Source organism: Pikeienuella piscinae (genome assembly GCF_011044155.1).
Taxonomy (GTDB): Bacteria; Pseudomonadota; Alphaproteobacteria; order Rhodobacterales; family Rhodobacteraceae; genus Pikeienuella; species Pikeienuella piscinae.
Map to the genome: position 1 here is coordinate 2,453,805 of NZ_CP049056.1, position 26,307 is coordinate 2,480,111.

Consider the following 26,307-nt stretch of genomic DNA (forward strand, 5'->3'; position numbering starts at 1 on the left):
GCGACGACGGTCAGCTCAGGCCCATTTCCAGGTGTTCACGTTCCAGGTCGTGATCCGGAGGTTCACGTTCGGCGTGTAGCCCTCCAGCCCGTCCTTGTGGCCGCGAAGGTTCGCGTACTGGAAGATCGGCAGGAAGGGCAGCTTCTCGCGCATGATCTCCTGAATCTCGAAATAGACCTTCTTGCGCTCCTCCGGCACGAAGATCCGGCCGCCCTCCTGCAGAAGCTCGTCCACCTCGGGGAAGTTGATCTGCCAGGTGTTCTGCCCGGCGCCGCCCTGCGCGTTGATCGCGGTGGAGCTGAAATAGTCGGAGGTGTCCGGGTCCGGTCCGGTGACGAAGGTGATGCCGACGACCACCGAATCCCATTGCGACATCATCCAGTATTCGCCCCACATCACCGCGGGCGGCAGGTTCTTGATGGTCATCTCGGCGCCGATCTCGGCGAAGGACTGCTGCACGAACTGCTGCATCTGCTCGCGCGTATGGTTCCCCGCCGTGGTCGAGTTGGTGAAGGCGAGGCGGAGGCCGTCCTTCTCGCGGATTCCGTCGGAGCCGCGCACCCAGCCGGCGTCGTCGAGCAGCTTGTTCGCCTTCTCGATCGAGTATTCATGCTTCGGCAGGTCCGGATTGTAGTAGAGCGACTGCTGCGGCATGTAGCTCTCGGTCGGGTTGGGGATGCCGTAATAGAGCGCTTCGATGATCGTCGCCTTGTCCAGCGCGTGATAAAGCGCCTGGCGCACCGCATGATCCTGGAACTGCGGCCGCTCCATGTTGAGCGAGATCGACTCCATCGCCGCCGAGGGCGCGATGACGACCGTCTTGCCGTCCAGCCCCTTCGCCTCTTCGTAATGGTCGGGCGTGATCCCCTGGAGCGCGATGACGTCGATGTCGCCGGTCTTGAACTGGGTGTACATCACCGTCATGTCGGGAATGTACTTGAAGACCAGTTGCTCCAGATGCGGGCCCTCGCCCCAGTATTCTTTGTTCGCCCCGAGCGTGATGTGGTCGCCCGCGATGCGCTCGACCCATTTGTAGGCGCCGGTGCCGACCGGGGCCTGATTGAAGTCCGCGGTGTTCGGGTCCGCCGCTTCGCCGAGAATGTGCTTCGGCACCATGAAGGTCCAGGCCAGGATCGCCGGATACGGGGCGAAGGGCGCCTCCATCTCCCAGGTGATCTCATGGTCGGAGACGACCTCGATATTGCGCACCAGCTCGTGCCCGGTCCGGCGGCCGGAGCGGAAATCCGGATCGACGATCAGTTCGAGCGTGTATTTCACGTCCTCGGCGGTGAAGGGCTCGCCATCATGCCAGGTCACGCCCTCGCGCAGCTTCACCCGCCATTTCAAGCCGTCCTCGGAGATGCCGCCATTCTCGACGCTCGGCACCTCGCTGGCGAGCGCAGGGTAGAAGGAGCCGTCCGGCAGCACGCCGAAGAGCGGGTCGAACACGTTCCAGTGAACGCCCTCGTCGACCTCGATATGCAGCATGTGCGGGTTGAAGACCGTCGGCTCCTGCGAAAAGCCGACGATCACCTGCCCCGACGGGGCGTCATTGGCGGCGAAGGCGCGGCTCGCCGCGCTCGACATCAAAAAGGCCGCGGCCCCGAGCTTCATCGTCTCCCGGCGGCTGATCCCTGAGCGGGCGGGCGTCCGGCCCTTGGAACTGTGCGTGGTCATTGGTCGACACCTCTCTGTTTATAAGCGTTGTCTTGCTGTTGCGAGGCGCCGACCCGGGCCGGCGCTCCGATTCGTCGCGGTCAGAACCCTTCTTGCGGGGCGATCTTGCTCCCATCGGTGAAACGGGAGAAACGAAATTCCTTCGGATCGACGCAGGGCGTCGAACCGGTGACGATATCGGCCATCAACCGCCCGGCGCCGGGCCCGATGCCGAATCCGTGGCCGGAAAACCCGGTGGCGATGTGAAAGCCCGGCGTTCCCTCGACGGCGGAGATGACCGGGATCGCGTCCGGCGTCACGTCGATGCAGCCGGCCCAGCTCTGCGCGATCTCTGCCGCCGCCATCGCCGGGAAGCTTTTCGCGACCGCGCCGATCAGATTCCGGAGCATTTTCGGCGAAGGCTTCGGATCGAACACGCGCTCGTATTCGAACGGGCTCGCCTCGTTCAAGCGCCAGCGTTTCGGCCGGTTCAACTCGTGGAAGAACCGTCCGCCGAAGCGGAAACTCAGGTCGCGATGCTGCATCCGCAGCGCCGAGAAGAACCGCCGGCCATACCGAAACGAGTCCGGCACGATGTCCACCGTGTTGCCCGACCCGCGCGAGATCGTGTAGCCGCCGTCGAGGCGTTTCCTGATCGCGAATTCGCCGCACCATACCGCCGCCTCCGGCCCGCCCTCCAGCGGTTTCGTGCGCAGCACATGGCTGACTACGCCGAGCATCGGCAGATCGAGGCCGAGATTGCCGCAGAAGAGGTTCGACCATGCGCCGCCCGCCAGAACCACCGCGGAGCAGGCGATCGGCCCGCGCTCCGTCACCACGCCGGAGACGGCGCCGCCGGTCGTCTCGATCCCGCGCACCGCGCACTCGGTCAGGATCGCGGCGCCCTTCGCCCGCGCCGCCTCGGCGATGGCCGGCGCCGCCCTCTGCGGCTCCGCCCGCCCGTCCTCGGGCGTATAGAGCGCGCCGGGATAGGGCAGGTCGGCGCCCGGAAACATCTCCTTGATCTCGGCGCGCGACAGGATGCGCGCGCCGATCTGATAAGGCTCCACATGCCGGCGCCAGCGATCGTAATTGCCGACCTCTTCCTCGGTGTCGCACATGAAGGCGATGCCGGCGCGCCGGTACCCGGTCTCGGCCCCGACGCGCTCGTTCAGCCCGCTCCAGACGCGCAGCGATTCCGCCATCAGCGGCACCTCGCGCGGGTCGCGGCGCGAAATCCGCACCCAGCCCCAGTTGCGGCTCGACTGCTCATGCCCGACGCCGCCCTTTTCGCAGAGCGCGACGCGCTGCCCACGCTCGGCCAGCTCCAGCGCCGTCGAGGCGCCGATGATGCCGCCGCCGATCACCACGACATCGACGGCCTCGGGCAGATCGGCGTCGCCATGGACGGGGGTGGGGCGCGGGCCGGGCATTCAGTAGAACTCCTCGAGCAGACAATTGACGTGCAGTTCCGCGACCGCCGCCTCGTTCGGCGTCTCCAGCGCCAGCGAGACGAGACGGGCGACATCTTCGGCCTGCGTCATCTCCTCCGCCGGATGATCGGTGATCGCGCGCGCCATGTCGGTGGCGACAAAGCCCGGGCAGACAGCAGTCGCGCGCACGCCATGGCGCCAGCCCGCCTGCCGGACGCCGTGGTTCAGCGCCATGACGGCGTGCTTGGTCATGGCGTAAGCGCCGCTCGTCTCGGACTTCACGCGCTTGCCGGAAAGCGACGCCAGCAGCACGACCCGTCCACGCCCGCTCTCGCATAGCTGCGGCCATGCCGCCCGGATCAGCCGCCGCGGCGACTTGACGTTCACCTCCCACATCCGGTCGAGCTCGTCGTCGGTCGCTTCGATCACGGATTTCGGCGTCATGACGCCGGCGCTGCAGATCACGACGTCGATACGGCCGAAACGTTCCCGCACGACGTCGACCCAACCGGCTTCATCCGCCTTGAGGCAATCGTGCTGAATGACATGCGCGGATGCGTCGATCCCTTCGGGACGTGTCTCCGTTCGCATTCCGAGCGAAAGCGTCCAGCCCTCATCCTGAAGCCGGCGGGCGATCGCGGCCCCGATGCCCCGGCTGGCGCCGGTGATCAGCGCAACGCGGTGGTCGCTCCGCGCGCTCATTGCTCCACTCTCATCTTCAGATAGAGGTCGCGCAGTATTCTCATGAGTTGGTCCCGGTCCTGTTCTGGCAGCACTGAAAAGAACGTCTCCGACTGATCCTTGGCGATACGCCGGACGCGCTCCGCGACTTTATGGCCGCGCGGCGTGATGAAGAGCTCCGAAGCGCGCCGCTCATGCGGCGCGATCCGCTTCTCCACCAGTCCGGAGTCCACCAGGGGCGCGATGATCCGGCTGATCGACGGGCGGTCGCGAAGCGTCGCCGCGGCGATGGCTGAAGGGCGGAGGCCGGGGTGGGAGTCGATCAGCAGGAGCGCCGTGATCTTCCCGGTGCCCTGCGCCACCTCAAGCCCGTCCATCCGCCGGTCCAAGTCGCGCGAGAGGCCATAATTGACGGCGCGCAGATAGAAGCTTAGGAGATGCTCAAGCATGTCCAGATCGACGCCTGGTGGCGTAGAGCGCCTCGGTTTGAACTTTTTCTCGCTCATCAACACCGGGTTCGCCTTGAAACGCGCAAATTCATTCAACGCGACATCTGTTGTGATTCGCAACTATAATCGGCCCCTACGGCGCCGCCGGGGCAGGAAACGAGAGCGGGCGCGCTCGCCGTGGGGTTGCCGGCCCGCCTGTTCCAGCCTGAACGAAGAACAGGCGCTCAAGCGGGACTCCGCCTTCGGGCGAAGGATAAGCGCCGAATGGCGTCCGCTTCATCCTCCACATCGCCGTGATGATGAGGGGCCGGCGCGACGACACGTCCATCCGCGCCACTATATCGGGATGTTCCGCCCGAGACGGCGATACGTTTACGCGCCCGTCTAGAGCCCGCCCTCCTACGGATCAGCGCGGCCGCTATCGCGGCGGATCTCCCCGTCGATGGCCCGATATGAAACGCCCTCCACGGCGTCCCCGCCGCCGCGTCCGTCTCTCGCGAAAACGCCGCGCACATGCGCGCCACCCTACCGAACGCGCCTGGCCGTCCGGGGGCGCCTCACGCTTTCGGCGGAAAGAACTTCGTCATGACTTCGTCGAGATCGGCCGCAATCCGGGGCTCCCAGAAGCCCTCCCGCCCGAAAGAGCCGGTTTTCCCGGCCTTTTCAGCCTCGGTCGCTGAAAGATCGGTGCGCATCACGTGCACCGGGCTTGCGACCGGGTAATAGCCGATATCCAGCACCTCGTTCATGGTCTGAAGGACGCCGCGCATGACTTCTCGCGTCTCGCCGTCCTCCATCACCTCACGCCGGAGCCGCCCGAGGTTGACGGTCCGCAGATAGCCGTCGTCGATGGCGACAAGCTGCAACGCGCCCACCGCGACCGCGTGATTCACATCGCCCTTGAAATCGTTGAAATGCTTCCTGCCATCGGGCGCGACGGTTCTGAGCCGCTCGTGGAACCTGCCATGTCCGCTGACCGGATCGCGGGTGATCTCCAGCGCAGAGCAGATGATCCTGTCGGCGTGATCGAAGGAACGGCGAAAGATCAGATAAGCGCCGACATAGCTCTCCGGAATATGAGGGTTCAGTCCCTCGTTCGCGGCGGGCGCAGCGACGCCGGGCGCGGCGGCGGCGGGCGGCGCGCCGCTCTCGTCTAGCCGCTCGCCGAGCGCGCGTTCGATCTTGAGCAGGCTGTCCGGCGCAATCCGCTCGCCTTGCAACAGGCGGTCGACGGTCTTGCGATGAACTGCGCTCTGGTCGGCAAGTTGCTGGACCGGCATACGACGATGCGAAAGCGCCTTGCGAAGCCGCTCCGCCACGATGGGCCAGTCGATATCGTCGGCCATGACCGTCACCGGTTGTCTCAATCTGTCCGACAATGCCCGAAACTGGCCGATCCTGTCTATAGCGCCGCGAATCGGGGCCGTGGCATAATCCCCTTGGCGCAACGCGCCGCAGCCCGCCAGGGCGAACGACAAGGAAACGAGGCGAGCGGATGAGACTGAGACCACTCGAAGCCGGCGATCTGATCGGGTTGACGAGCCCCTCCTTCCGGCCGGACCCAAGCGTCTGGCGGGGCAGTCGCGCGAGCATCGAAGCGCATGGCTATGGAACGGCGTTCTTCGGCGAAGACGAGGCCCCGAATGGTCGCTACGCCGGCGCGCCGGAGATGCGCGCCGCCCATCTCATGGCCGCGTTCGAGGATACCTCCGTCGCCGCCGTCATCTGCACGCGCGGCGGGGCGGGCGCTTCGGACATCATCGACCATCTCGATTTCGACCGGATCGCGGCGAATCCGAAGCCGTTCGTCGGGTATTCGGACGCGACCGCGCTCCTGATGGCGCTCGGCGGCAGGGCGGGAACGCCGGTCTTTCACGGGCCGATGGCCGTCGATCTCGCGAAGGGAGAGGACGCCGCCGGCGCCGCCGAACTTTTCGCGATGCTCGCGGGCGCGCGCGATATCGTCGAGATGAAGTCGCGCGGCGCCGCGCCCAACCGTCCGGGCGTCGTCGCGGGGCGGGTCGTGGGCGGCAATCTCGCGGTTCTGGAATCGCTGATCGGCACGCCGGAATGGGATGTTCCCGAAGGCGCCATTCTCCTCCTCGAGGATATCAACGAATACGGCTACCGCGTCGAACGGGCGCTGGGGCATCTCGGCCGGGCAGGCGTCCTGTCGCGCTGCGCGGCGGTGCTGTTCGGCAGGAGCGTCCTCGCCGACGACCCCGACCCGGCCGCGTTTGTCCGGCGGGCCGCCGCGCGGATGGAGGGGTTCGCCGGGCCGCTCGCGTTCGATCTCCCGTTCGGCCACGCCGGCCGGCAAGCGACGATCCCGCTCGGCGTTGACGCGCGGCTGGAGGTCTCCGCCGATGGCGCGCGTCTGACATACGAGGGCATATGGCGCCGGGCCGCCGCCCCGCGGATCGCGGCGGAGTAGCGCCGGGTCAGTTCCGCGGCGCGGTTTCCGCCTCCGCCAGCTCGCCGATCGGGATCGCGCCCTGAATGCGCGCGATCCGCAGGAAGCCGACATCGAGATCGGCGCCGAACAGTTCCACCAGCGACTTGCGAAACGCCGCGAAATGCTCCGGCGCGAATTTTCGTTCAATCAGAAACCTGTTGAAACGAAAGGCGAGATCGCTCCTTGGGCCGTTGGCGTCCGCGCGCTTGGGAAAGACGACCGCATAGGGCTGGACGACGATGACCCCGTCGTCGATGCGGAACCCGTCCTCCGCCGCCAATTTCTCCAGGATCGCCGTGAGGATCGGCCGGTCCGCCACATAGATGTCGATATCGCCGCTGGCGAGCGCCCGCGCGGCCTGATCGTGGCTCTCCATCGGACGGTGCGTGAGCGCGACGCCGGGGAAAGCCGTTTCAAGGTAACGAATGGTCGGCCGCCACGCCTTGTCGTTCTCGTCGGATGTCGTGCCTTTTCTCACCCCGACCACCGCGCCGCCGGAAAGATCGGCCGATGGCTTGTGCAGATACGTCGTCGCCGTGAGGAACGTGTAGAGTGAGGTCTCGAACCTCCGTCGAACCTCCAGCGTCGCGGTCGTCGCGCCGCACAGCATGTCGATCGCCAGATCCGCGGGCGCGTCGGCGTCGAGCGCCCGGAACCGGGTCTGCGGGTCGACCTCACGAAAACATGCGCGTGTTCCATCCGTCGAACGCAGCGCTTCCGCGAACTCGGCGCAGAGGCCGACGGTGTAGCCGGCGAAACGCGCCGCGCCACCGTCTTGCGCGCGATAGGAAAACGGGCGCGCGTCGGATCGGACGCCTATTCTGAGAACGTCGGGGGCCGCCTCTTCGCCGCAGACCTCCTGCGCCGTCGCGCCGCCCGCGCTCAAAGCGCAAAGCGACAGCCCGAGCGCGGCGCCCGTCAATCGACGCAGACGATGTGGCGAACGGAGCGCCAATGCACTTGCTCCTGTAGAATACACTCCTTAGAGTGCAACCTGCGATTTAGTCAGCCATACTTGGCGAAGATATGCAATATGCCGTCACCGGCGCGCTGGTTTTTCTCGCCGTGATCGTCGTTCACGGCGGCGGCTGGCTCGGACTGGGCCCCGAATTGCGGGACGATGCGGATGTCGGGGCCGGGACGACGCCGACCACGCTGATCGTCGTCCTCGCGCTCGCTCTGGTCTTTTTCTTCTACAGGCTCAAGTTCGCCGACTGGGCCGATCCGGCCCGCAAGCCGCTCGGTTTTCCGGCGCGGCCGACACGGCATTTCACCACCTGGATCCAGTATCAGATGTGGGCGGCGATCTATGCGCTCACGGGCGCGTTCATCGTCTTTCTAGTCTATTCGACCCCGTCGGAGGTCATCGGGCTTCTTCAAGCGTTGCAGGCCAAATTCATCGCCAACGAGGTTTCGAGCGCCCTTGGCGAAGGGGCCATGGAGGGCGCGATCCCGCGCTATACGCTGGAGGCGCTGCTTCTGGGCGTCGCCGTCGCGATGGCTTTTCTCGGCTTTCCGCAGGTCGAGCCGCGCTGGCGCGCGATGCTGCAGCGCGCGGCGTTCATTCCGACCCGCGCGACAAGCCTCGTCGACACGTTTCGGGAGGATTTCTCCCGCTTCAGCCCGGGAACGGACGAGATCGAGCGGTTCATCGACGCGCAGAACACGCGCCCGGAGTCGCGCCGGCTCTACGCGGCCGATTTCGAGCAGAACAACCGGGATGACGGCTATCTCGAAATCTATCCCCGGCTGGAGTTCATCCTCTGGAAGTTCCGCGAACTGAGCGCGGACCGCCGCGTGGAGCTCGGAATTGACGTCTTCAGGGACGACCTTGCCCGGATCGAGCGCGATATGGACCCGGTGCGCGCCTCGATCCGGGGCATCGGCCAGGCGATCGATTCCGTTTACGGCGCCAGGTTTCCGGGCGAGATCGCCAATCTTCACGATGAACACGGCTTCGAGCGCGGCGGCGACGACGGCGCCGCCGTCATTCTCTACGACGACATCCTGCGGAACGTGCTGAAATCCTGGATCGGCGGACAGCCGCGACATGAGGACAAGGTCCTGACCGACCACATGCTGCGCAACATCAAGGACGTCCGCACGCGCTGCGACCTCCTTCTCGAACAACTGATGCAGATCGTGGTGATGATGGCCCTGCGCAACATCTCGCCGGGCCGGTTTCTGGAGGAGCTCGGCTTCGGCGACCAGATCGCCGCGCGCGAACGGATCGGCGCTGACGTGCTGCCCTGGCTGATCCTTTCCGTGAGTTTCGTGAGCATTCCGATCGCGGTCCTTCTCGGCGCCGCGGGCGAATGGGCCGGAAGACCGGTCGACCAGTTCCAGGTTGTCGTCTTCAGCATCGTCATGCAATCGCCGGCGATCGTCACCGCGTTTCTGATGGCGAACCTGATCACCACCCAGAGCGGGTTCGGGATCCGGGGCTCCGGCCGCGCGAAGTACTGGACCTTCGACGTGCTCGTCTGTTTCGTGTCCGCCGTCGCGATGGTCGTTGTGTTCGTCTCGCTCCTCCCGCGTCTGGGCGACGAGTTCGACCGACCGGCGGCGTTGTCCTACGTGCAGGCGCCGGCGGTTTATGGAACCTATGTCGCGATCGCCTTCTTCCGCGGGATCGCCAACCAGCCGATCTTCAAACCTCTCGATCTCGTCATGCTGCCGATCTGGGCTGCGGTCGCCACCGTGCTCGGGCGAATGATCGTCGCCAGGGACGTCATCGGAATGCTGAGCGGGGACGACGGCAAGCTCACTGCCGGTCTCGTCGCCGCCGCGGTCATCAACGCGCTGGCGGTGATCGCGCCGATCTATTTCCTGCCGCGCTATCTCGGCGCCGGCGCCGACCTGGCCTCCGCCCGCCAGGCGCCATCGCCGGCGACGCCCTAGCCGCTCACCCCGCCGGCGCGAGACGCCCGGCTCTTCCGCGCATGCGGTCACTCCGTCGCCAGGCCCGTGGTCTGGCTCTCGTCCCCCCCCGCAGCCAGAGTCCAGGGGCGGCGCCCGGCCTCCTCCGCCGCGGTCCTGATCCTCACCGCGTCGCCGTCGGCGTCGATGGCGAGCGCGCCCAGTCGCGAGAGACCGGCGCCGAATAGCGTCCGGCACGGCCCCGATGGAGCGGCCGAGGCGCCAGGCGCCAGAATCAGGACGCGGGGCGCGCACAGCGCCTCTATTCCGCTCGGGTCCGGACGCCGCCCAAGGACATTGGCGATCTTCCAGCCGTTCGAAAGCGTCGCGACGGACCCCTCGTAGCCCGGCGCGAATCCGCCGCGCGCGGCCGCCTCCTCCTGATTGGCGTCGTCGCCGTCGCGCTCCAGCCAATTCCGCGCGGCGTAGGATTGCGCCTTGGCGTGGTCGAGCGCCCGGCCATCGGGCCCCATCACGCCCATGAGCCGGCCGTCCTGCGCGATCAAGGCCTCCGGCCGCGCGTCGACGCCGAGCCAGATCAGAAACCCCGCCACGGTCAGCGCCACCCCCGCCCAACGGAACGCCCAGCGCCCGAGGCACATTCCGAGCCCGCCGAGCGCGATCAGCGTGAGGACGACCGGCGGCGCCGCGGCGACGCCCCGCGTCGCGCCGTCGAGACCGGCGACGAACCGCGCGGCGATCATGATCGCGTCGATCCCGCGCCCCATCACCTGCAGCGCCCAGCCCTCCAGCCCGAATGGGGTCAGCGCAGCCGCCACCAGCGCCGCCGGCGCGACCCAGAACCCCATTGCCGGCACCGCCGCCAAATTCGCAATCAGCCCGTAATTCGCCACGCGGTTGAAGTGAAAGGCTGCGAACGGCGCCGTCGCCAGGCCGGCGAGAAGGCTGGTCGCGGTCAGCGCCAGCAGATACCCCGCCAGCCGCCGGCCGACTCCCCCCTCGCCGAGACGCGCGGTCCAGCCACGCTCACGCGCGAAATCGAGCCCGGCGATGATCGCGGCGGTAGCGGCGAAGGACATCTGGAAGCCGACATGAACAAGGCTTTCCGGCCTGAACACGAGAATCAGGATCGCCGCGACGCCGAGCGCGCGGAGCGTGATCGCAGGCCGGTTCACGATCACCGCCACAAGGGCGACGACCGCCATGATATAGGCCCGCTGCGTCGCCACAGATGCGCCGGAGATCAACAGATATCCAGTCGCGGCGGCGAGCGCGATGATCGCCGCCAGCCGTTTCGTTCGCCAGCGGCGGGCCGTATGGGGGATCGCCGCCAGAATCAGCCGCGCCGCGCCAAAGACCAGCGCCGTCACCAGCCCCATATGCAGCCCCGAGATCGCCAGCAGATGCGCGAGATTGGACGCGCGAAGCGCCTCGGTCGCCTCTCGACTGACCGCCGCCCTGTCGCCGACCGTCACCGCGGCGGCGAAAGCCCCTGTTTCACCGGGCAGCCGGGCGCGCAACCCGGCTGAAATCTCGGCGCGAAACCGGGCCAGCCCGATGCTGAGCCGGCGCGTCAGCCCCGGCGCGCCGGCGTCCCCGATCACCGCCGGCGCGCCGCGGGCGAACCCTATGGCGCCCAGCGACTTGAACCATGCGTTGCGTCGATAATCGAACCCGCCCGGCTCCACGGGCCCGCCGGGCGGGCCGAGCCGGGCGAAGATCGAAACACGCGCGCCCGGACGAAGCCCGTCGAGATGCCGCTCGCTCAGCAGCGAGACCTGCGCCCTTTCCGGCGTCGCGTTCGCCCCGACGCCGAAGATCACAAGCCGGTCGAGCACCAGCCGCGGCCGGCCTGTCGCGGTGCGCGTGATTTCCCGGACCGTCCCCTCCACCGTCGCGTCGATCGAGGCCGGCAGCACCGGCGCCGCCACGATGCGCGCCCTCGCGCCGGCGAGGCAGAGCCCGACCGCCAGCAGGATCAGCGCGCCGCCAAGGAGCGGATACCGGCTGAGCCGCCGCCAGAAGATCGCCCAGACCAGAACCGGCGCGGCGAACACCAGCGAATAGGTCCAGCCCGGGGGCTCGGCCGGCAACCAGAAATAGATCTGCACGCCAAGCCCGATCAGCACCGGCGCCCAGAGAGGAGCCGCCTGCCGCTCCTCGAGCCAGAGCGTCCTGAGCCGCTCCATTCCCCCTCCGTCTTGTCCTCGCCCGTCCCTCAAGCCATAAAGGCCGCGCCCGACGGGCGCCATGTTTTTCCAAACAGCAGGATCCAGACATGACCGACAAGACGGCCGAGGAAATCGTGACGCGCTTCGCGCCCTCGCCGACCGGATACCTGCATATCGGCGGCGCGCGCACCGCGCTTTTCAACTGGCTCTATGCGCGCGGCCGCGGCGGCAGGTTCCTGCTCCGCATCGAGGACACAGACCGCGCACGCTCGACGCCGGAGGCGACGGCGGCGATCTACGAGGGCCTGAAATGGCTCGGCCTCGGCTGGGACGGCGATGCGGTGAGCCAGTTCGAGCGCGCCGACCGGCACCGAAAAGCCGCCGCGCGGATGCTGAAATCGGGCGGCGCCTATCGCTGCTTCGCGACGCAGGAGGAGATCGGCGCGGCCCGCGAGGCGGCGAAGGCCGCCGGCAGGCCACCGGTCTTTCACTCGCCCTGGCGCGACAAGGGCCCCGAGGACTGGCCCGACGCGCCCTACACCGTGCGCCTGAAAGCCCCGCGCGAGGGCGCGATCACCATCGACGACCAGGTGCAGGGCGAAGTCACTTTCCCCGCCGGACAGATCGACGATCTCATCCTTCTCCGCTCGGATGGCGGGCCGACCTACATGCTGGCGGTCGTCGTGGACGATCACGAGATGGGCGTCACGCACGTCATTCGCGGCGACGACCATCTGACCAACGCCGCGCGTCAGGTCGCGATCTATCGCGCGCTCGGCTGGACGCCGCCGGTCTTCGCGCATATCCCGCTGATTCACGGGCCCGACGGCGCCAAGCTCTCTAAGCGCCATGGCGCGCTCGGCGTCGACGCCTATCGCGAAATGGGCTATCTGCCGGAAGCGATGCGCAACTACCTCGCCCGGCTCGGCTGGGCGCATGGCGATGATGAATTCTTCACCACCGCCGAGGCCCTCGAATGGTTTGATCTTCCGGGCGTCGGCCGCTCCGCCGCGCGGTTCGATTTCGCCAAGCTGGAGAATCTGAACGGCCGGCACATGCGCGCCGCCGATGACGAAGCGCTGCTGAGCGCGGCGCTGGACCTCGCCGCGCTGACGCGGCGCCCCGAGCCCGACACAGCGAAGCGCGCGATGCTGCTTTCGGCGATGCCCGGCCTGAAGGAGCGCGCCAAAACGCTGATCGAGCTCCTTGATTCGGCGTATTACATTCTTGCCGACCGACCGCTGGAGCTGGATGGGAAGGCAATGAAATTGCTGGATGAAGAGGCCAGAACGCGCCTCACCAGATTGACCGAGCGCTTGCGAAATGTTAGCGAATGGCGCGCTGAGGCGCTGGAAATTGAGGCCCGCGCCTTCGCCGAAGAAGAAGGTTTGAAACTCGGTAAAGTCGCGCAGCCTACGCGCGCCGCCTTGACCGGACGGACGACGTCGCCGGGAGTGTTCGACGTCCTCGTCACCCTCGGCAGGGACGAAAGTCTCGCGCGGCTTTCGGATCAGGCGATCTGAGCCGCTCATTCTCCGCGCCCCCCGCGGCGCGACCATTCAGCAGCGGCGCCCGCCGCTAGATAGGGGAACGTTATGCCTGATTCCCAACGCATGGCGACGTTGACGATCGATGGTGAAAGCTACGAGTTGCCGATTCTTTCCGGCTCCACCGGCCCCGACGTGATCGATGTCGCGTCGCTCTACAAGAAAACCGGCAGATTCACCTACGATCCGGGCTTCACCTCCACCGCCGCCTGTTTCTCCGACATCACGTTCATCGATGGCGACAAGGGCGAGCTTCTCTATCGCGGCTATCCGATCGACCAGCTCGCGAAGCAGAGCCACTTCCTGGAGGTGTGCTATCTCCTCCTCTATGGTGAATTGCCGACCGCCCAGCAGCTTGAGGATTTCGAGAACAGGGTGACGAGCCACACCATGCTGCACGAGCAGATGGTGAACTTCTATCGCGGATTCCGGCGCGATGCGCATCCGATGGCCGTGGTCTGCGGCGTCGTCGGGGCGATGTCGGCCTTCTACCACGACAGCACCGATATCAACGACGCCTGGCAGCGCGAGGTTGCGACCGTGCGCCTGATCGCCAAGGTGCCGACGATCTGCGCCTGGGCCTACAAATACGCCATCGGCCAGCCCTTCGTCTACCCGCGCAACGATCTCGATTACGCGTCGAACTTCCTCCACATGTGCTTCGCGGTTCCCTGTGAGGATTACGTCGTCGATCCGATCCTCAGCCGCGCGATGGACCGGATCTTCACGCTGCACGCCGATCACGAGCAGAACGCCTCGACCTCCACCGTCCGGCTCGCCGGGTCGAGCCACGCCAATCCCTTCGCCTGCATCGCCGCCGGCGTCGCCTGCCTCTGGGGTCCGGCGCATGGCGGCGCGAACCAGGCCTGCCTGGAAATGCTGCGCGAGATCGGCACGCCGGACCGGATTCCCGAATTCATCGCCCGCGCGAAGGACAAGAACGATCCCTTCCGCCTGATGGGTTTCGGACACCGGGTCTACAAGAATTTCGATCCGCGCGCGAAGGTGATGAAGGAAAGCGCCGACGAGGTTCTCGGCCTGCTTGGCGTCGAGGACAACCCGGCGCTTCAGGTCGCGAAGGAACTGGAGAAGATCGCGCTCGAGGATGAGTATTTCATCTCCAAGAAACTCTACCCGAATGTCGACTTCTATTCCGGCATCATCCTCGACGCGATGGGCTTCCCGACCTCGATGTTCACGCCGATCTTCGCGCTCGCGCGCACCGTCGGCTGGATCGCCCAGTGGAAGGAGATGATCGAGGATCCGGTGCAGAAGATCGGCCGCCCGCGCCAGCTCTACACCGGCGCCACCGCGCGCGATTATGTCGAGGTCGAAGGGCGCTGAACGCGCCGACCCGAACGGCAAGATGGCGCGGCTTCGGCCGCGCCTTTTTTTCGCCGGCGTCAGCGCGACCTGCGCTATGCTGGCGACGTGAGTTATCTGGATCTCTACAAGGCCGGACGCGGCCGAAATCGCTTTTCCCCGACCGGCGCCAGCGAATGGCCCGCCGATCTCGCGCTCACGCGGATCGAGGCGATCAGCGCCAGTGCGCGGGCGACCTGGTTCGCCCTTCTCGGCCTTCTCGCTTTCGTCGGTGTGACGCTGATGGGCGTCTCCGACGCCGATTTCTACGCCTATTTCCATTTCTATCTCATGAAGCTCTGGGACGCGCTCGGCCGCGCCCCGGCGAAGATCGGCGCCGACCCGATCGGGGAACGCATCCACCCCTGGCTGGTCTCGGACGCGGCGTTGCTTCTGCGCCGGAGGGAAGGCGCGGCGCCGAAACGCGCGCTCCGCTGGCTCTCGGCCATTGTCAGCGTGGCGCTGACATGGGCCTTCGGCTGGATCGTGCTCGGCTACGCGCTGCTCCAGTCTCTCCCGGCGCGGAGCGAGTTTCTGAGCCTGATCGCCGCTGCCGCCTTCCTTTTCTCGGTCTGGGTCGGCCTCTCCAGCATGCTGGCGGCGCTTGTGCGCGTGGCGGAGCGTGATTTCGCGCGTGATACGCGCTTTCTCTGGCGCGCGCGGAGATTCTTGCTGCCGTTTCTCCTCTTCGCCGTCGCCACCCTTTGCTTTACCTGGGTCAGGACCGAGGGCGGGCTTGAAAACCACCTGGGCCGCACCGCGTCGCGCATCAGCGATGTCCGCACCGGGATCGCGAACACCTGGCTCGAAACCGATCAGGAGAGGTGGTTGCGCCGACGCAGCGCCCTGCCTCAATGGCTGACGACACGCGCCCTCGGGACGGACGACCCCGATACGGACTGGGAAGACGAGTCGATCCAGGGCGTTTCCCGGATTCTGGCCAGGGTCGATCTCGCCGGCGCGCATCTGAGCGGAAAGCCGGCGGACTGGACGGATCGCGACACCGCCGAGAAGGAAGCCCGCCGCAAATGGTGCGACCGGCGCGACATGAACTGGGATCTCTGCGTCAAGGACCCGTCCGCCCGACAACGCGCCGCGCGCGAGACCTGGTGCCTGGCGCCGGCGGATGACGAACTCGACCTCGAGTCCGCCGCCTGCGCCGAATTCTTCGCCACGGAGGAGAGCGCGTTCCAGAATGAATGGGCGGCGCGGCGGGCGGACTATCTCTCCGTCCTCAAGAAACCGGACCTCTCGGGGCGCGATCTGCGCGCGGCAGATCTTTCCGACGCCTTCCTCCCCGGAGTCAAGCTGATCGGGCCGCGGATGGAGGGGGCGAACCTCAGCCGGGCGCGGATGGAGGGGGCGGACCTCAGCGGGGCGCGGATGAAATCAGCCGATTTCAGCGGCGCTACAATCGGCGCCTCGCCGCTGAAATCGGCTGATTTTACCGCTGCGCGCAACCTGACGCAAACCCAGCTCGACGCGGCGATTGGCGATCAGGCGACACTCCTGCCGCTCGACGCGGAAACCGGCGCGCAGCTTTTCGTCTGGTCCTGCTGGGTGGAGCGGCCGGCGGCGATGGAGAAACGGCTGTCGCGCGCCCCGGAATTTATCCGCAATCAACTTCTCGCCGCTTGGCTCTGCGACGCGGACAGCCCGCCCTATCGGACCGGCCGCTCCGCCCTCACCTAGCGCCTTCAGGGCGTGCCGGAAAGCGCCCGCTGGGGGTATTGAGCCTCAGCGCCGCTTTTCGTCGTCCGGGGTGATGATCATGGCGGAAAACTCGGCCTCAGCGACCACGGCGCCCTCGACCTTCGCCTCGCCCCAGAATTTCCAGATCTTGCCGCGGCCGCGCAGGATCGTGACGTGAAGCTCCAACTGGTCGCCCGGCACGACGATGCGTCGAAAGCGGGCCTTGTCCAGCGTCATGAAATAGACGAGCAGCCCGCGATCGATCATCCCCAGCGTCTCGACCACGAGGACGCCCGCAGTCTGCGCCATGGCCTCGACGATCAATACGCCCGGCATCACCGGTTTCGAAGGGAAATGCCCCTCGAAATGCGGCTCGTTGACCGAAACATTCTTGATCCCGACAGCGGACTCGGCGACCCTGATGTCCTTCACTGTGTCGATCAGAAGAAATGGATAACGATGCGGGATCATGCGCTTGATCCGCGCCACATCCGCAAATTTCAGCCCGGTCGTTTCGTTTCCGTCCATGCCCGCCGCTCTCACCGTCCCGGACCCCTGCCATCTGTCATAACGCCCCGGACGCGCGGGTCAAGCTGCGCCGCCCCGGAACCGCATCAGCGCCCGGATGACGGCGCTTTCGAGGACGGCGCTTCCGGCGGAAGGGCGATCTCCGCGCGCTCGTTGAATCGCCGGATCACCTCCTCGGTGACATCGGCGCCGCTTCGCGCCGCGAGCACGGTGCGCGCGTCGACGATCAATGACGCGCCGGTTTCGTCGAGCAGCTCCTGTAGCACAGGTTCGAGCGCGGCGGCGAGGTCGCGGCGCGCGGCGACGAAGCGCGCCTGCAGCGCCTCGCCCTTTTCCTGACTCTCGCGGCGCGCGTCGCGCACGCGAATGTCGAAGGCGCGAACCCGCGCCTCGAAGACGTCCTTCGGCGCGATCTCGCGCATCGCGGCGATATTCGCCTCTTCCTCCTCGAGCTCGGCGCGCAGCTTGTCGAGCTCCTTCTTGAGCGCGATCCGCGCATTCCGCTCCTGCTCTCCAAGACTGGCCGCCGGTCGGCTTTCACGCAGCGCCTTTTCACGGTCGACAATCAGGATCGGCGGCGCGCCCTCTTTCACCGTTTCCTGGGAAACGGCCGGCCAGACGGCGAGCGCGAGCAGGGCGGCCGCGATCCAGCTGCCGCCCCGGCGCACTCAGAACCTCGTCCCGACCGTCAGCCTGAAGAACTCCGTCTCGTCGCCGCTCTGCTTCTTCACCGGGATCGCGAAATTCAACCGGAGGGGGCCGAAGCCCGAGTCCCAGAAGATGCTGGCGCCGACGGCGGCGCGCAGATGGGCGCTATCGTCCACCGTGATATCGAGCCCGTTCGAGGCGCTGTCGACATTGGTGTCGCGGGCGGAGTTGTCGTCGAGACCCCAGAGCGTCCCGACATCCGCGAATAGCCCGCCATGGATGCCGAACTCCTCCGGCAGGCCGACCGGGAAGGACACCTCGGCCCGTCCGACCGCGTAGAAGTCTCCGCCGAGCGCGTCGTCGCGCTTCTTGCCGTCCACGCCGAGCGACTGGTCGCGCGGCCCGATCCCGCCATAGGCGAAGCCGCGCAGGCTGTCGCCGCCGATGAAGAAGCGCTCGTTGACCTCCAGGTCCTTGCGCGTCGAATAGACCGCGCCGCCCTCGAGCTCGATGCTCGCGATCACGTCATCCGCGAAGAACGAGGTCCAGCCCTTCGCGCTCACGACCGACCGCGAGTACTGCGCATCGCCGCCGAGCCCGGCGAAGGTCTGCTCGAAGGTCAGGAAATAACCCGAGGTCGTCTCGATTGGATCGTCTCGAAGATCATGCGTGTAGCGGAACCCGATCGCGGATGTCAGCTTGTCGCCTTCGTCCCTCTGGATCAACGGCGAGACGTTGTCGTCGAGATCCCGGATGTCGTCATTCGATATCTCGTAGAAGAGCCTGAGCCGGCCGGGTTCGCTCACCGGAAAGGCGATGGAGGGAATGAAGCCGATGCTGGTGATCTCATAAGAGCTTTCGTCGTCGAGATCCTCGTCGCGGTAGAAGGCGTTGAGCCCGAGCCTCAGATCGCGATCAAGGAAAGCGGGCTCTTCGAAGGTGAAATCGACGATCTGACTGTCTTCGGCGACCCGCACCCTGGCCCGCGCGAACTGCCCGCGACCGAGAAAGTTCGCCTCCTGGATCGAGATTTCGCCGGTCGGCCCGACCGCCGAGGAGAAGCCGAGCCCGAAATTGATCGAACCGGTCGACTGCTCCTCCACCTCGACCTTGATCACGGCGCGGTCGTCGGTCGCGCCGCGCTCGGTGCGCACGTCGACATCGGCGAAGAAGCCGAGCGCGCGAATGCGCCCGCGCGCCTGCTCCACCGCGCGCGCGTTGAAGGCGTCGCCCTCGACGATTTCGAACTGCCGTCGGATCACCCGGTCCAGCGTCCGGTCGTTGCCCTCGATGTCGATCCGTTCGACATAGACGCGCGGCCCCTCGACCAGTTCGAACGCGACATCGATGGTCCGCTCGGCTTCGTTGCGCCGCGCGCGCGGACGGACGTCCATGAAGGCGAAGCCCTGTTGGCCCGCGAGATAGACCATGTCCTCGATGATCGCCTCGACCTGCGTGGCGTCATAGGTCTGGCCCGTCAACCCTTCGGGAATCAGCGCCTGGAAATCCTCCGGGTCGAGCGCCGGCGCGGAGTTGATCACCTCGAACTCCCCGAACGTGTAGAGTTCCCCCTCCTCCACGGTGAAGGTGATGTAGAACCCCTCGCGGTCGGGCGCGAGCTCGGCGACGGCGGAAAGGACGGTGAAATCCGCGAACCCCTGCGAGAGGTAGAACCGGCGCAGCAGTTGCTTGTCGAATTCCAGCCTGTCCGGATCGTAGACGTCGGAGTTCAGGATGAATCCCAGGAAACCGGATTCAGACGTGTCGATCACGCCGCGGAGCCGGCCGTCGGAAAACTGCTCGTTGCCGACGAAATCGATCCGGTAGATCTCCGTCACGTCGCCCTCGGAAATCTCGAAGACGAGGTCGACGCGGTTCTCCGGCAGCTCGATGATCACCGGCTCCACGACGGCGCCGTAGCGGCCGGTGGCGCGGTAATTGTCGATCAGCGCCTGCGCGTCCGCCTCCGCCTGCGCGCGGGTGAAGGAGCGGCGCGGGCGCGAGGAAATGATCGCCAGCATCTGCTCGTCGGAGATCAGATCGTTGCCCTCGAAATTGATCCGGTTGATCGAGGGGTTCTCAGCCACCTGGACCAGAAGCTTGCCGCCGTCGACCGCAACCGCCGCGTCGCGAAAGAGGCCGGTGTCGTAGAGCTGGCGCACCGACTGGTTCAACGCCGCCTCGCTGATCGGGTCGCCGACCTTGAGCGTCAGATAGGAGATCACCGTCGCCGGCTCGATGCGCTGATTGCCGAGCACGACGATATCGGTGACGGTCGGACCCCGCGCGCCAGCCGCAGCCGCGCCCTGCTGGGCCTGCGCCGCCGACGGCCCGAGCATCGCCGCCGCCATGCAAACCGCAATCACGGCCAGTCCGCGCGCCATGCGCGTCATCCGCTCAATGATCGCCATCGCCACCTCTCATCGCCACCCGCCGCCCCCAGGGCGCGCCCGTTCCAAGTCGCCCGCCAGCCTCAGCGCAGCAGGTCATTATATGTCGCGAACACCATTAGCAGCATTATCATGCCGAAGCCCACTCCATTTCCGATCTCCTGCCAGCGCGCCCGGAGCGGTTTCCCGCGCACGGCCTCCAACGCGTAAAACACCAGGTGTCCGCCGTCCAGAACCGGAATCGGAAAGAGATTGATCAGCCCGATCGACGTGGAGATCAACGCGATCATCATCGCCAGCGACTCGAGCCCCTGCTCCGCCGCCTGGCCGGAGACCTTGGCGATCTGGATCGGGCCGCCCAGCTGGCTCGAATCGGCCGCTCCGGTAATCATGTCGCCGAGATAATCCATCGTTCCCGCGATGATCGCCCAGGTCCGCGCCGCGCCATATGTCAGCGCATCGAACGGGTTGGCCGTCTCGACGATCGGCTCGATACCGCCGAAGGACATGTTCCTCACGCCGATCATCGGCCTGCGCTCAATCGCGCCGTCCGGCCCCGGCATCTCCACCATCTCCGGCGTCATGGACAGAACCAGCTTTTCGTCGCCGCGCGTCACGTCAAGCGAGAGCATCGCGCCGCCGGACGCCGCGATGCGGGCCCGGAGGGAATCGAAGCTCGGCGTGGGCTCTCCATCCACCGCGGTGACGACATCGTCCGGCTGCAGCCCGGCGTCGGCGGCGGCGCCGCCGGGAACCACCTCATCGACCCGCGCCGGGCGCAGATAGAAAATCTCGATCTCCTCCTCGCCGGCGCCGCGATCCACCAGCGCAGTCGCGCGCTGGCCCTCCAGCGCGGCGAGCTCGACCAGGATGTCGGAGAAGCTCTCGACATAATTGCCGTCGATCGCGATCACCCGATCCCCGGCCATCAGCCCGAGTTCGGGGTTGGCGTCGGCCCGGATCGAGCCGATCACCGGCTCGTTGACCTCGCGTCCCGCCAGCATGGCGAAAAAGGCGAAGACCAGGATCGACAGGATGAAGTTCGCCACCGGGCCGGCCAGCACCGTGAGCGCGCGACGCCAGATCGCGGCGGTATGAAACGCGCCCTTTCTCTCCTCCGCGGACATGCGCGCCAGCGCCTCCCGGTCGACCCCGGCGGAAGCCGCGTTCATGTCGCCCGCGAATTTCACATAGCCGCCGAGCGGCAGCGCCCCGACGCGCCAGCGCATCCCTCGCTTGTCGCGCCAGGCGAGCAGTTCCGGCCCGAAACCGATGGAAAACACCTCGGCCCGGATTCCGACCCACCGTCCGACGATGTAATGGCCGTATTCATGCACGAAGACGACCACGCCGAGAACGACGAGGAACGGAATCACCCAACCGACATAGGGAATCTCGGCGATATAGGACATGATGCTCCTGTATAGAGTCGCGCGCCGCGGCTCAGGCCGCGCTCCGCGTCATTTCCTCGTCGGCCAGCCGCCGCGCAATGCGATCCGCTTCCAGCACGTCGGCGATATCGCGCGCCCGACCGGCCGTCGGCGTGGCTTCTAGCACGATCTCGACGACGCGCGCCATGTCGAGGAAGCCGATCCGCCCGGCGATGAACGCGTCAAGCGCCGCCTCCTTGGCCGCATTGAACGCCGCGCCGCAAAGTTCGCTCCGGTCCATCGCCGCCCACGCGAGGCGGAGCGCGGGGAAACGCGCCTCGTCCGGGGCGGAAAAGTCGAGCCGGCCAAGCGCGACAAGATCGAGCGGCGCCACCGGCAGCGCGCCCCGTTCCGGCCAGGTCAGCGCGTAGCCGATCGCCGTCCGCATGTCCGGCGCGCCAAGCTGCGCCAGCATCGAGCCGTCGGCGTAACTCACCGCGGAATGGATCACCGATTGCGGATGGATCACCACGTCAAGCGTCTCGACCGTCGCGCCGAAAAGCCAGCGCGCCTCGATCATCTCCAGCGCCTTGTTGAACATCGACGCGCTGTCGATGGAGATTTTCATCCCCATCGGCCAGTTCGGATGCGCCGCCGCGCTGGCCGGCGTCGCCGCCGCCATCCGTTCGAGCGGCCAGTCGCGAAACGGCCCCCCCGAAGCGGTCAGCAGAAACCGCGTCGGCGCCCGCCCCGCATTGGCGTCGAGGCACTGAAAGATCGCGGAATGCTCGCTGTCCACCGGAATCACCCGTGCGCCATGCGCCCGCGCGGCGGAGAGGAAAAGACCGCCGGCCGCCACCAGGCATTCCTTGTTGGCGAGCGCGATCGTCGCCCCGGTCCGCGCCGCCGCCAGCGTCGGCGCCAGCCCCGCCGCGCCGACGATCGCCGCCATCACCCAGTCCGCCGGGCGCGCCGCCGCCTCTGTCAGCGCCGCCGCCCCGGCCGCCGCCTCGACACCGGACCCTTCGAGCGCGGCGCGAAGATCGTCGAGCCGCGCCTCGTCGGCGGTGACGGCGATCTCGGCCCCGAACTCCCGCGCCGCCGCGGCCAGCGCGTCGATATTCGCCGCGCCGGTCAGCGCGACGACGCGAAACGCCTCCCGTCCGCCGAGCGCGCGAAGCACCTCCAGCGTGCTCCGCCCGACGGAGCCGGTGACGCCGAGGATGGAGACGGCGCGCATCACCAGGCCCAGATCGGCAGCTCGGGCCGGATCAGTGAAAGCACGCCGACCGCCAGCGTCGCCGCGATCATTCCGTCGAGCCGGTCGAGAAGCCCGCCATGGCCCGGCAGCAGCCGGCCGCTGTCCTTCTTGTCGAATTTCCGCTTGTAGGCGCTTTCGGCGAAATCCCCGGCCTGGCTGATCGCGGAAACCAGCACCGCCGCGAGAAGCGCGCCGCCGCCGACCCCCCGCCCGGCGCCGAGACCGACCAGCGCCGCCGCCACCGCCGCCAGCGTCACGCCGCCGATCCCTCCGGCCCAGGTCTTGTTCGGACTGACGCGCGGCCAGAGTTTCGGCCCGCCGATCAGCCGGCCGGAGAAATAGGCCCCGATATCCGTCGCCACGACCACGAGCACCAGCCAGATGATCACCTGCAAACCATGTTGGGGGCTGCCCAGCAGAAGCACGAAAAACGAGAGCGCCGCGCCAAGATAGAGCGCGCCGGCGAGGCTCCACCAGGGCGAGCGCGCGCGCGCGATGTCCACAGCGGCGCCGAGCGTGGCGACCGCGAACAGAAACACCGCCGCCTCGACGATCCGGCCGTGAAAGGCGACGAAGACCGCGCCCGCCACCGCCAGCGCCTGAAACCCGGCCAGCACCCGGTCGCCGGGGCGCGCCGCGATGCGGCGCCATTCCCAGGCCATGATGCCGCCCGCGATCATCACGAAAGCAAGCCCCCAGCCGCCGCCGGCCCAGATCGCGCCGAAACCGGTCGCGGCGAAGATGACGGCGATGACCGAGCGCACCGCGAGGTCGCCGAATCGGCGCGGGGGCGCCGGCGCCGGCGTCATCCCCCCGTCCTAGATCGCGACGGCGCCGAAACGCCGTTCGCGCGCGCCATATGCCGCCAGCGCGCGGGCCAGCGCCTCGCGGCCGAAATCCGGCCAGAGTTCGTCCACGAACATGAACTCGGCGTAGGCGCACTGCCAAAGCAGGAAATTCGAGATGCGCTGTTCGCCCGAGGTGCGGATCAGAAGGTCGGGATCGGGAAGGCCGCCAGTGTCCAGCGCGGCGTCGAGCGCCGCTTCGTCCACCGCTTCCGGCTCGATCTCTCCCGCCGCCGCGCGCTTCGCGAGCCGCCGGGCCGCGGCGGCGATCTCCGCCCGCCCGCCATAATTGATCGCGATGACGAGGGTCAGCCGGTCATTCGATGCGGTCTGCGCCTCCAGCCCGGCCATCAGCTCGCGGATATCCGGCGCCAGCCCCTCGCGGTCGCCGATGAACACCACCCGCGCGCCCCGGCGCGAAAGCTCCGCCGCCTCGCGCCGCATGTAGCGCCGGAAGAGATTCATCAGCCCCGCGATCTCCTCCACCGACCGCTTCCAGTTCTCGGTCGAGAACGCATAGAGCGTCAACACCTCGACGCCGAGATCGGGGCACGCCTCGACCACCGACCTGACCGCGTCGGCGCCCTTGCGGTGCCCGGCCAGCCGCGGCAGCCCGCGCCGCGTCGCCCAGCGGCCGTTCCCATCCATGATGATCGCGACGTGACGCGCCCGCTTCGCGGGCCGCTCCGGCGTCTCGTCGAGGAATTCCGCTCGTCCCATATCGCCGGAGGTCCCTGTATTCGCCGGCCGCGCTCGCCCCGGCTTCCTTGTCGCCGCCCCATCCATCAGGGCGTCAGACCTGCATGATCTCTTCTTGTTTCGCCTGAAGCGCCTCGTCGATCTTCCTGATCCCGGCGTCGGTCAGCGCCTGCACTTCCTCGGACCAGAGCTTCTGATCGTCCTCGCTCATGCCGTCGGCCTTCGCCTTTTTCACCTGGTCCATGCCGTCGCGGCGCACATTCCTGACCGCGACCCGCGCATTTTCCGCATAGTGACCCGCGAGTTTGGCGAGTTCGCGGCGCCTTTCCTCATTCAACTCGGGGATCGGCAGACGCAGGATCGTGCCGTCGACCACCGGGTTGATACCGATCCCGGAGGAGCGGATCGCCTTCTCGACCTTGCCGACGAGGCTCTTGTCCCAGACGTTCAGCGTCAGCATCCGCGGCTCCGGCACGTTCACCGTCGCGACCTGGTTGATCGGGGTCATGGCGCCATAGGCGTCGACATGGATCGGCTCGACCATCGAGGCGGAGGCCCGCCCGGTCCGAAGCGACTGGAACTCCGTCCGCATGTTCGCCAGCGCGCCGTCCATGCGCTTCTCGAGGTCGTCGAGGTCGATCTCGAATTCGTCTTCGGCCATTTCGTCCACTGCTCCCGGTTTCAAGTCGCCGCGCGGGCGCTACGACTGTTCGACAATGGTGAATTTTCCCTTCCCGCTCAAGACCGCGGCGAGCCCGCCCTCATGGTTCAGCGAAAAGACGATGATCGGCAGCCCGTTGTCCCGCGCCAGCGCGATCGCGGAGGCGTCCATGACCTTCAGATTGCGCGCCAGCACCTCGTCATAGCTGATGCGGGAGTAATGTTTCGCCTCCGGGTTGGTTTTCGGGTCGCAATCATAGACGCCGTCCACCTGCGTTCCCTTGTAGATCGCGCCACAGTTCATCTCCATCGCCCGGAGCGTCGCCGCCGTGTCGGTGGTGAAATAGGGGTTTCCGGTGCCGGCCGCGAAGATGCAGATGCGCTTCTTCTCCAGGTGGCGCACCGCGCGGCGCCGGATATAGGGCTCGCAGATCTGGTCCATCGGTATCGCCGAGATGACCCGGGTATGGAGCCCGAGCCCCTCCATCGCCGACTGCATCCCGAGCGCGTTCATGATCGTCGCCAGCATGCCCATGTAATCGGCCGAAGCGCGCTCCATCCCCTGCGCCGAGCCGGCGATGCCGCGGAAGATATTGCCGCCGCCGATCACCATGCAGATCTCGACGCCGAGCTCGTGAACCCGTTTCACCTCCGCGGCGATGCGCGCCACGGTGGGCGGGTGGAGTCCGTAGCCCTGATCCCCCATCAGCGCCTCGCCGGAGATTTTCAGAAGGATGCGCGGATAGATCGGTTTATCGGCCTCTTCTGTCATATCCGGCATCCCAGCGACTCCTTTCCTGACCGCGGCGCAACCTGTCCGAAAGGCGGCGCCGACGCAAGGCGCGGTCGCACCGGGCGCGACGCTTCGCGCAGCTTTCGCCAGACTTGTGCAAAACCCGGGCGCGTCCGGACGCCGGGCGCTATTCGAGCGGCTTCATCGCGAGATGCTCGTAACTGTAGAGGAACTCGCTGTCGGTCAGCGGCGTATGGCATTCGCGGCAGGAGGTGGTGTCCTTGCCGAGGTTCTCGCCGTCCGGGCTGAACACATCGAAGGCCCAGTCGCCGACCTTCAGGTCTTCGCCCCATTTCGCGTCATTACCCTCGATCCGCTGCATCACGGCGATCGCCGCCATCTCCTCGGCGCCGATCAAATGGCCGAGCATGCTCTGCATCGGCTCGCCATCGGCGTCCTTCAGCGCCGGGGTCAGTTCGCCGACCAGGATCGAACCATAGGGCAGCTTGCCGTCGCCGCGCGCGCCGTTCAGCGCGATGTCGTTGGCGTAGATCGATATGATCTGCGTCCCGTTCTGCCGGTCGGCGGTCAGATAATGCGTGAATTCGGTCTTGTAGTCGGCCGGAAACGCCAGCGCGACATCATCCTCCGCCGCCTCCGCCGGAACCGATGCGATCATCGCCGACATACCGATTGCGAAGCTGAGTGCGGCGACCGCGTGGGCTGTGAAACCAGTCATGAGTGCGAACCTCCCTTGCTGCATCAGGATGATACGACAGGTGGCCCGAAAGAAGTTTCACAATTTGGCGTCGGACGAAAGAAATATGCGGCGCGGCGACCAATCGCC

At 67.0% G+C, this 26,307-nt stretch carries 22 protein-coding genes; 5 read left to right on the forward strand and 17 right to left on the reverse strand.

Annotated features, from left to right (window positions below; genetic code table 11):
- Positions 1-15: 15 nt before the first annotated feature.
- From G5B40_RS11745 to G5B40_RS11765, 5 genes are all read right to left on the reverse strand, one after another.
- Positions 16-1,677: a peptide ABC transporter substrate-binding protein gene (locus tag G5B40_RS11745; protein WP_246209486.1), complete on the reverse strand. Its 1,662-nt coding sequence runs from the start codon at positions 1,675-1,677 to the stop codon at positions 16-18.
- 80 nt (positions 1,678-1,757) lie between these two features.
- Positions 1,758-3,089, reverse strand: a complete 1,332-nt coding sequence (locus G5B40_RS11750; protein ID WP_165098804.1) for an NAD(P)/FAD-dependent oxidoreductase — start codon at positions 3,087-3,089, stop codon at positions 1,758-1,760.
- Positions 3,090-3,791 (reverse strand): SDR family NAD(P)-dependent oxidoreductase, encoded by a 702-nt coding sequence (locus G5B40_RS11755; RefSeq protein WP_165098807.1) that lies wholly within the window; start codon positions 3,789-3,791, stop codon positions 3,090-3,092.
- Complete coding sequence (locus G5B40_RS11760; RefSeq protein ID WP_165098809.1) at positions 3,788-4,276, reverse strand: MarR family winged helix-turn-helix transcriptional regulator; 489 nt, start codon at positions 4,274-4,276, stop codon at positions 3,788-3,790. Before G5B40_RS11760 ends, G5B40_RS11755 begins: the two co-directional genes overlap by 4 nt.
- 500 nt (positions 4,277-4,776) lie before the next feature.
- Positions 4,777-5,565 carry a helix-turn-helix domain-containing protein gene (locus G5B40_RS11765; RefSeq protein ID WP_246209848.1) on the reverse strand — a complete coding sequence of 263 codons (789 nt, stop codon included), beginning with the start codon at positions 5,563-5,565 and terminating at the stop codon, positions 4,777-4,779.
- A 149-nt stretch (positions 5,566-5,714) separates the two neighbouring features.
- On the opposite strand from G5B40_RS11765, the gene G5B40_RS11770 reads away from it, so the two are divergent.
- Entirely contained in the window at positions 5,715-6,653 is a 939-nt protein-coding gene (locus tag G5B40_RS11770) for a S66 peptidase family protein (RefSeq protein ID WP_165098815.1), read from the forward strand.
- 7 nt (positions 6,654-6,660) lie between these two features.
- Here G5B40_RS11770 and G5B40_RS11775 read toward each other — a convergent pair whose 3' ends face one another.
- Positions 6,661-7,629 (reverse strand): type 2 periplasmic-binding domain-containing protein, encoded by a 969-nt coding sequence (locus tag G5B40_RS11775; RefSeq protein ID WP_165098817.1) that lies wholly within the window; start codon positions 7,627-7,629, stop codon positions 6,661-6,663.
- Between the two features lie 71 nt (positions 7,630-7,700).
- On the opposite strand from G5B40_RS11775, the gene G5B40_RS11780 reads away from it, so the two are divergent.
- Complete coding sequence (locus tag G5B40_RS11780; RefSeq protein ID WP_165098819.1) at positions 7,701-9,575, forward strand: hypothetical protein; 1,875 nt, start codon at positions 7,701-7,703, stop codon at positions 9,573-9,575.
- A 47-nt stretch (positions 9,576-9,622) separates the two neighbouring features.
- Here G5B40_RS11780 and G5B40_RS11785 read toward each other — a convergent pair whose 3' ends face one another.
- A complete protein-coding gene (locus G5B40_RS11785; RefSeq protein WP_165098821.1) occupies positions 9,623-11,743 on the reverse strand; it encodes a ComEC/Rec2 family competence protein in 2,121 nt (706 codons plus the stop codon).
- Between the two features lie 89 nt (positions 11,744-11,832).
- Here G5B40_RS11785 and gltX point away from each other — a divergent pair, with 89 nt between their 5' ends.
- The 3 genes from gltX (at position 11,833) to G5B40_RS11800 (ending at position 16,326) form a co-directional block, all read left to right on the forward strand.
- On the forward strand, positions 11,833-13,248 hold the full coding sequence (gltX, locus tag G5B40_RS11790) for a glutamate--tRNA ligase (protein WP_165098823.1): 1,416 nt from the start codon (positions 11,833-11,835) through the stop codon (positions 13,246-13,248).
- Positions 13,249-13,320: 72 nt separating this feature from the next.
- Positions 13,321-14,616, forward strand: a complete 1,296-nt coding sequence (gene gltA / locus G5B40_RS11795) for a citrate synthase (RefSeq protein WP_165098826.1) — start codon at positions 13,321-13,323, stop codon at positions 14,614-14,616.
- 87 nt (positions 14,617-14,703) lie between these two features.
- The gene (locus G5B40_RS11800) at positions 14,704-16,326 is read left to right on the forward strand and encodes a pentapeptide repeat-containing protein (protein ID WP_165098829.1); all 1,623 of its coding nucleotides are present in this window, start codon (positions 14,704-14,706) and stop codon (positions 16,324-16,326) included.
- A gap of 45 nt (positions 16,327-16,371) precedes the next feature.
- Here the strand turns inward: G5B40_RS11800 and fabZ are convergent, their stop codons facing one another.
- From fabZ to G5B40_RS11850, 10 genes are all read right to left on the reverse strand, one after another.
- Positions 16,372-16,854 (reverse strand): 3-hydroxyacyl-ACP dehydratase FabZ, encoded by a 483-nt coding sequence (fabZ, locus tag G5B40_RS11805; protein WP_165098831.1) that lies wholly within the window; start codon positions 16,852-16,854, stop codon positions 16,372-16,374.
- 86 nt (positions 16,855-16,940) lie between these two features.
- Entirely contained in the window at positions 16,941-17,522 is a 582-nt protein-coding gene (locus G5B40_RS11810) for an OmpH family outer membrane protein (protein ID WP_165098834.1), read from the reverse strand.
- Positions 17,523-19,913 carry an outer membrane protein assembly factor BamA gene (gene bamA / locus G5B40_RS11815; RefSeq protein WP_165098836.1) on the reverse strand — a complete coding sequence of 797 codons (2,391 nt, stop codon included), beginning with the start codon at positions 19,911-19,913 and terminating at the stop codon, positions 17,523-17,525. It lies immediately after the preceding gene.
- 62 nt (positions 19,914-19,975) lie between these two features.
- Positions 19,976-21,304, reverse strand: a complete 1,329-nt coding sequence (gene rseP, locus G5B40_RS11820; protein WP_165098838.1) for an RIP metalloprotease RseP — start codon at positions 21,302-21,304, stop codon at positions 19,976-19,978.
- A gap of 31 nt (positions 21,305-21,335) precedes the next feature.
- Positions 21,336-22,502 carry a 1-deoxy-D-xylulose-5-phosphate reductoisomerase gene (gene dxr / locus G5B40_RS11825; RefSeq protein ID WP_165098840.1) on the reverse strand — a complete coding sequence of 389 codons (1,167 nt, stop codon included), beginning with the start codon at positions 22,500-22,502 and terminating at the stop codon, positions 21,336-21,338.
- Positions 22,502-23,332, reverse strand: a complete 831-nt coding sequence (locus G5B40_RS11830) for a phosphatidate cytidylyltransferase (RefSeq protein WP_165098843.1) — start codon at positions 23,330-23,332, stop codon at positions 22,502-22,504. The genes dxr and G5B40_RS11830 overlap by 1 nt, the downstream gene beginning before the upstream one ends.
- 9 nt (positions 23,333-23,341) lie before the next feature.
- Entirely contained in the window at positions 23,342-24,088 is a 747-nt protein-coding gene (gene uppS, locus G5B40_RS11835) for a polyprenyl diphosphate synthase (protein ID WP_165098846.1), read from the reverse strand.
- A gap of 73 nt (positions 24,089-24,161) precedes the next feature.
- A complete protein-coding gene (frr, locus tag G5B40_RS11840; RefSeq protein ID WP_165098849.1) occupies positions 24,162-24,728 on the reverse strand; it encodes a ribosome recycling factor in 567 nt (188 codons plus the stop codon).
- Between the two features lie 39 nt (positions 24,729-24,767).
- Positions 24,768-25,499 carry a UMP kinase gene (pyrH, locus tag G5B40_RS11845; RefSeq protein WP_165103567.1) on the reverse strand — a complete coding sequence of 244 codons (732 nt, stop codon included), beginning with the start codon at positions 25,497-25,499 and terminating at the stop codon, positions 24,768-24,770.
- Between the two features lie 148 nt (positions 25,500-25,647).
- Positions 25,648-26,199, reverse strand: coding sequence for a cytochrome P460 family protein (locus G5B40_RS11850; RefSeq protein ID WP_165098851.1), 552 nt, complete (start codon positions 26,197-26,199; stop codon positions 25,648-25,650).
- Between the last annotated feature and the right edge of the window lie 108 nt (positions 26,200-26,307).

What these genes read in the sequence shown, in the direction of transcription:
- G5B40_RS11745 (WP_246209486.1), bottom strand. Translation starts at nt 1,677, where the DNA reads ATGACCACGCACAGTTCCAAGGGCCGGACGCCCGCCCGCTCAGGGATC.
- G5B40_RS11750 (WP_165098804.1), bottom strand. Translation starts at nt 3,089, where the DNA reads ATGCCCGGCCCGCGCCCCACCCCCGTCCATGGCGACGCCGATCTGCCC.
- G5B40_RS11755 (WP_165098807.1), bottom strand. Translation starts at nt 3,791, where the DNA reads ATGAGCGCGCGGAGCGACCACCGCGTTGCGCTGATCACCGGCGCCAGC.
- G5B40_RS11760 (WP_165098809.1), bottom strand. Translation starts at nt 4,276, where the DNA reads ATGAGCGAGAAAAAGTTCAAACCGAGGCGCTCTACGCCACCAGGCGTC.
- G5B40_RS11765 (WP_246209848.1), bottom strand. Translation starts at nt 5,565, where the DNA reads ATGGCCGACGATATCGACTGGCCCATCGTGGCGGAGCGGCTTCGCAAG.
- G5B40_RS11770 (WP_165098815.1), top strand. Translation starts at nt 5,715, where the DNA reads ATGAGACTGAGACCACTCGAAGCCGGCGATCTGATCGGGTTGACGAGC.
- G5B40_RS11780 (WP_165098819.1), top strand. Translation starts at nt 7,701, where the DNA reads ATGCAATATGCCGTCACCGGCGCGCTGGTTTTTCTCGCCGTGATCGTC.
- G5B40_RS11785 (WP_165098821.1), bottom strand. Translation starts at nt 11,743, where the DNA reads ATGGAGCGGCTCAGGACGCTCTGGCTCGAGGAGCGGCAGGCGGCTCCT.
- gltX (WP_165098823.1), top strand. Translation starts at nt 11,833, where the DNA reads ATGACCGACAAGACGGCCGAGGAAATCGTGACGCGCTTCGCGCCCTCG.
- gltA (WP_165098826.1), top strand. Translation starts at nt 13,321, where the DNA reads ATGCCTGATTCCCAACGCATGGCGACGTTGACGATCGATGGTGAAAGC.
- fabZ (WP_165098831.1), bottom strand. Translation starts at nt 16,854, where the DNA reads ATGGACGGAAACGAAACGACCGGGCTGAAATTTGCGGATGTGGCGCGG.
- bamA (WP_165098836.1), bottom strand. Translation starts at nt 19,913, where the DNA reads ATGGCGATCATTGAGCGGATGACGCGCATGGCGCGCGGACTGGCCGTG.
- rseP (WP_165098838.1), bottom strand. Translation starts at nt 21,304, where the DNA reads ATGTCCTATATCGCCGAGATTCCCTATGTCGGTTGGGTGATTCCGTTC.
- dxr (WP_165098840.1), bottom strand. Translation starts at nt 22,502, where the DNA reads ATGCGCGCCGTCTCCATCCTCGGCGTCACCGGCTCCGTCGGGCGGAGC.
- G5B40_RS11830 (WP_165098843.1), bottom strand. Translation starts at nt 23,332, where the DNA reads ATGACGCCGGCGCCGGCGCCCCCGCGCCGATTCGGCGACCTCGCGGTG.
- uppS (WP_165098846.1), bottom strand. Translation starts at nt 24,088, where the DNA reads ATGGGACGAGCGGAATTCCTCGACGAGACGCCGGAGCGGCCCGCGAAG.
- frr (WP_165098849.1), bottom strand. Translation starts at nt 24,728, where the DNA reads ATGGCCGAAGACGAATTCGAGATCGACCTCGACGACCTCGAGAAGCGC.
- pyrH (WP_165103567.1), bottom strand. Translation starts at nt 25,499, where the DNA reads ATGACAGAAGAGGCCGATAAACCGATCTATCCGCGCATCCTTCTGAAA.
- G5B40_RS11850 (WP_165098851.1), bottom strand. Translation starts at nt 26,199, where the DNA reads ATGACTGGTTTCACAGCCCACGCGGTCGCCGCACTCAGCTTCGCAATC.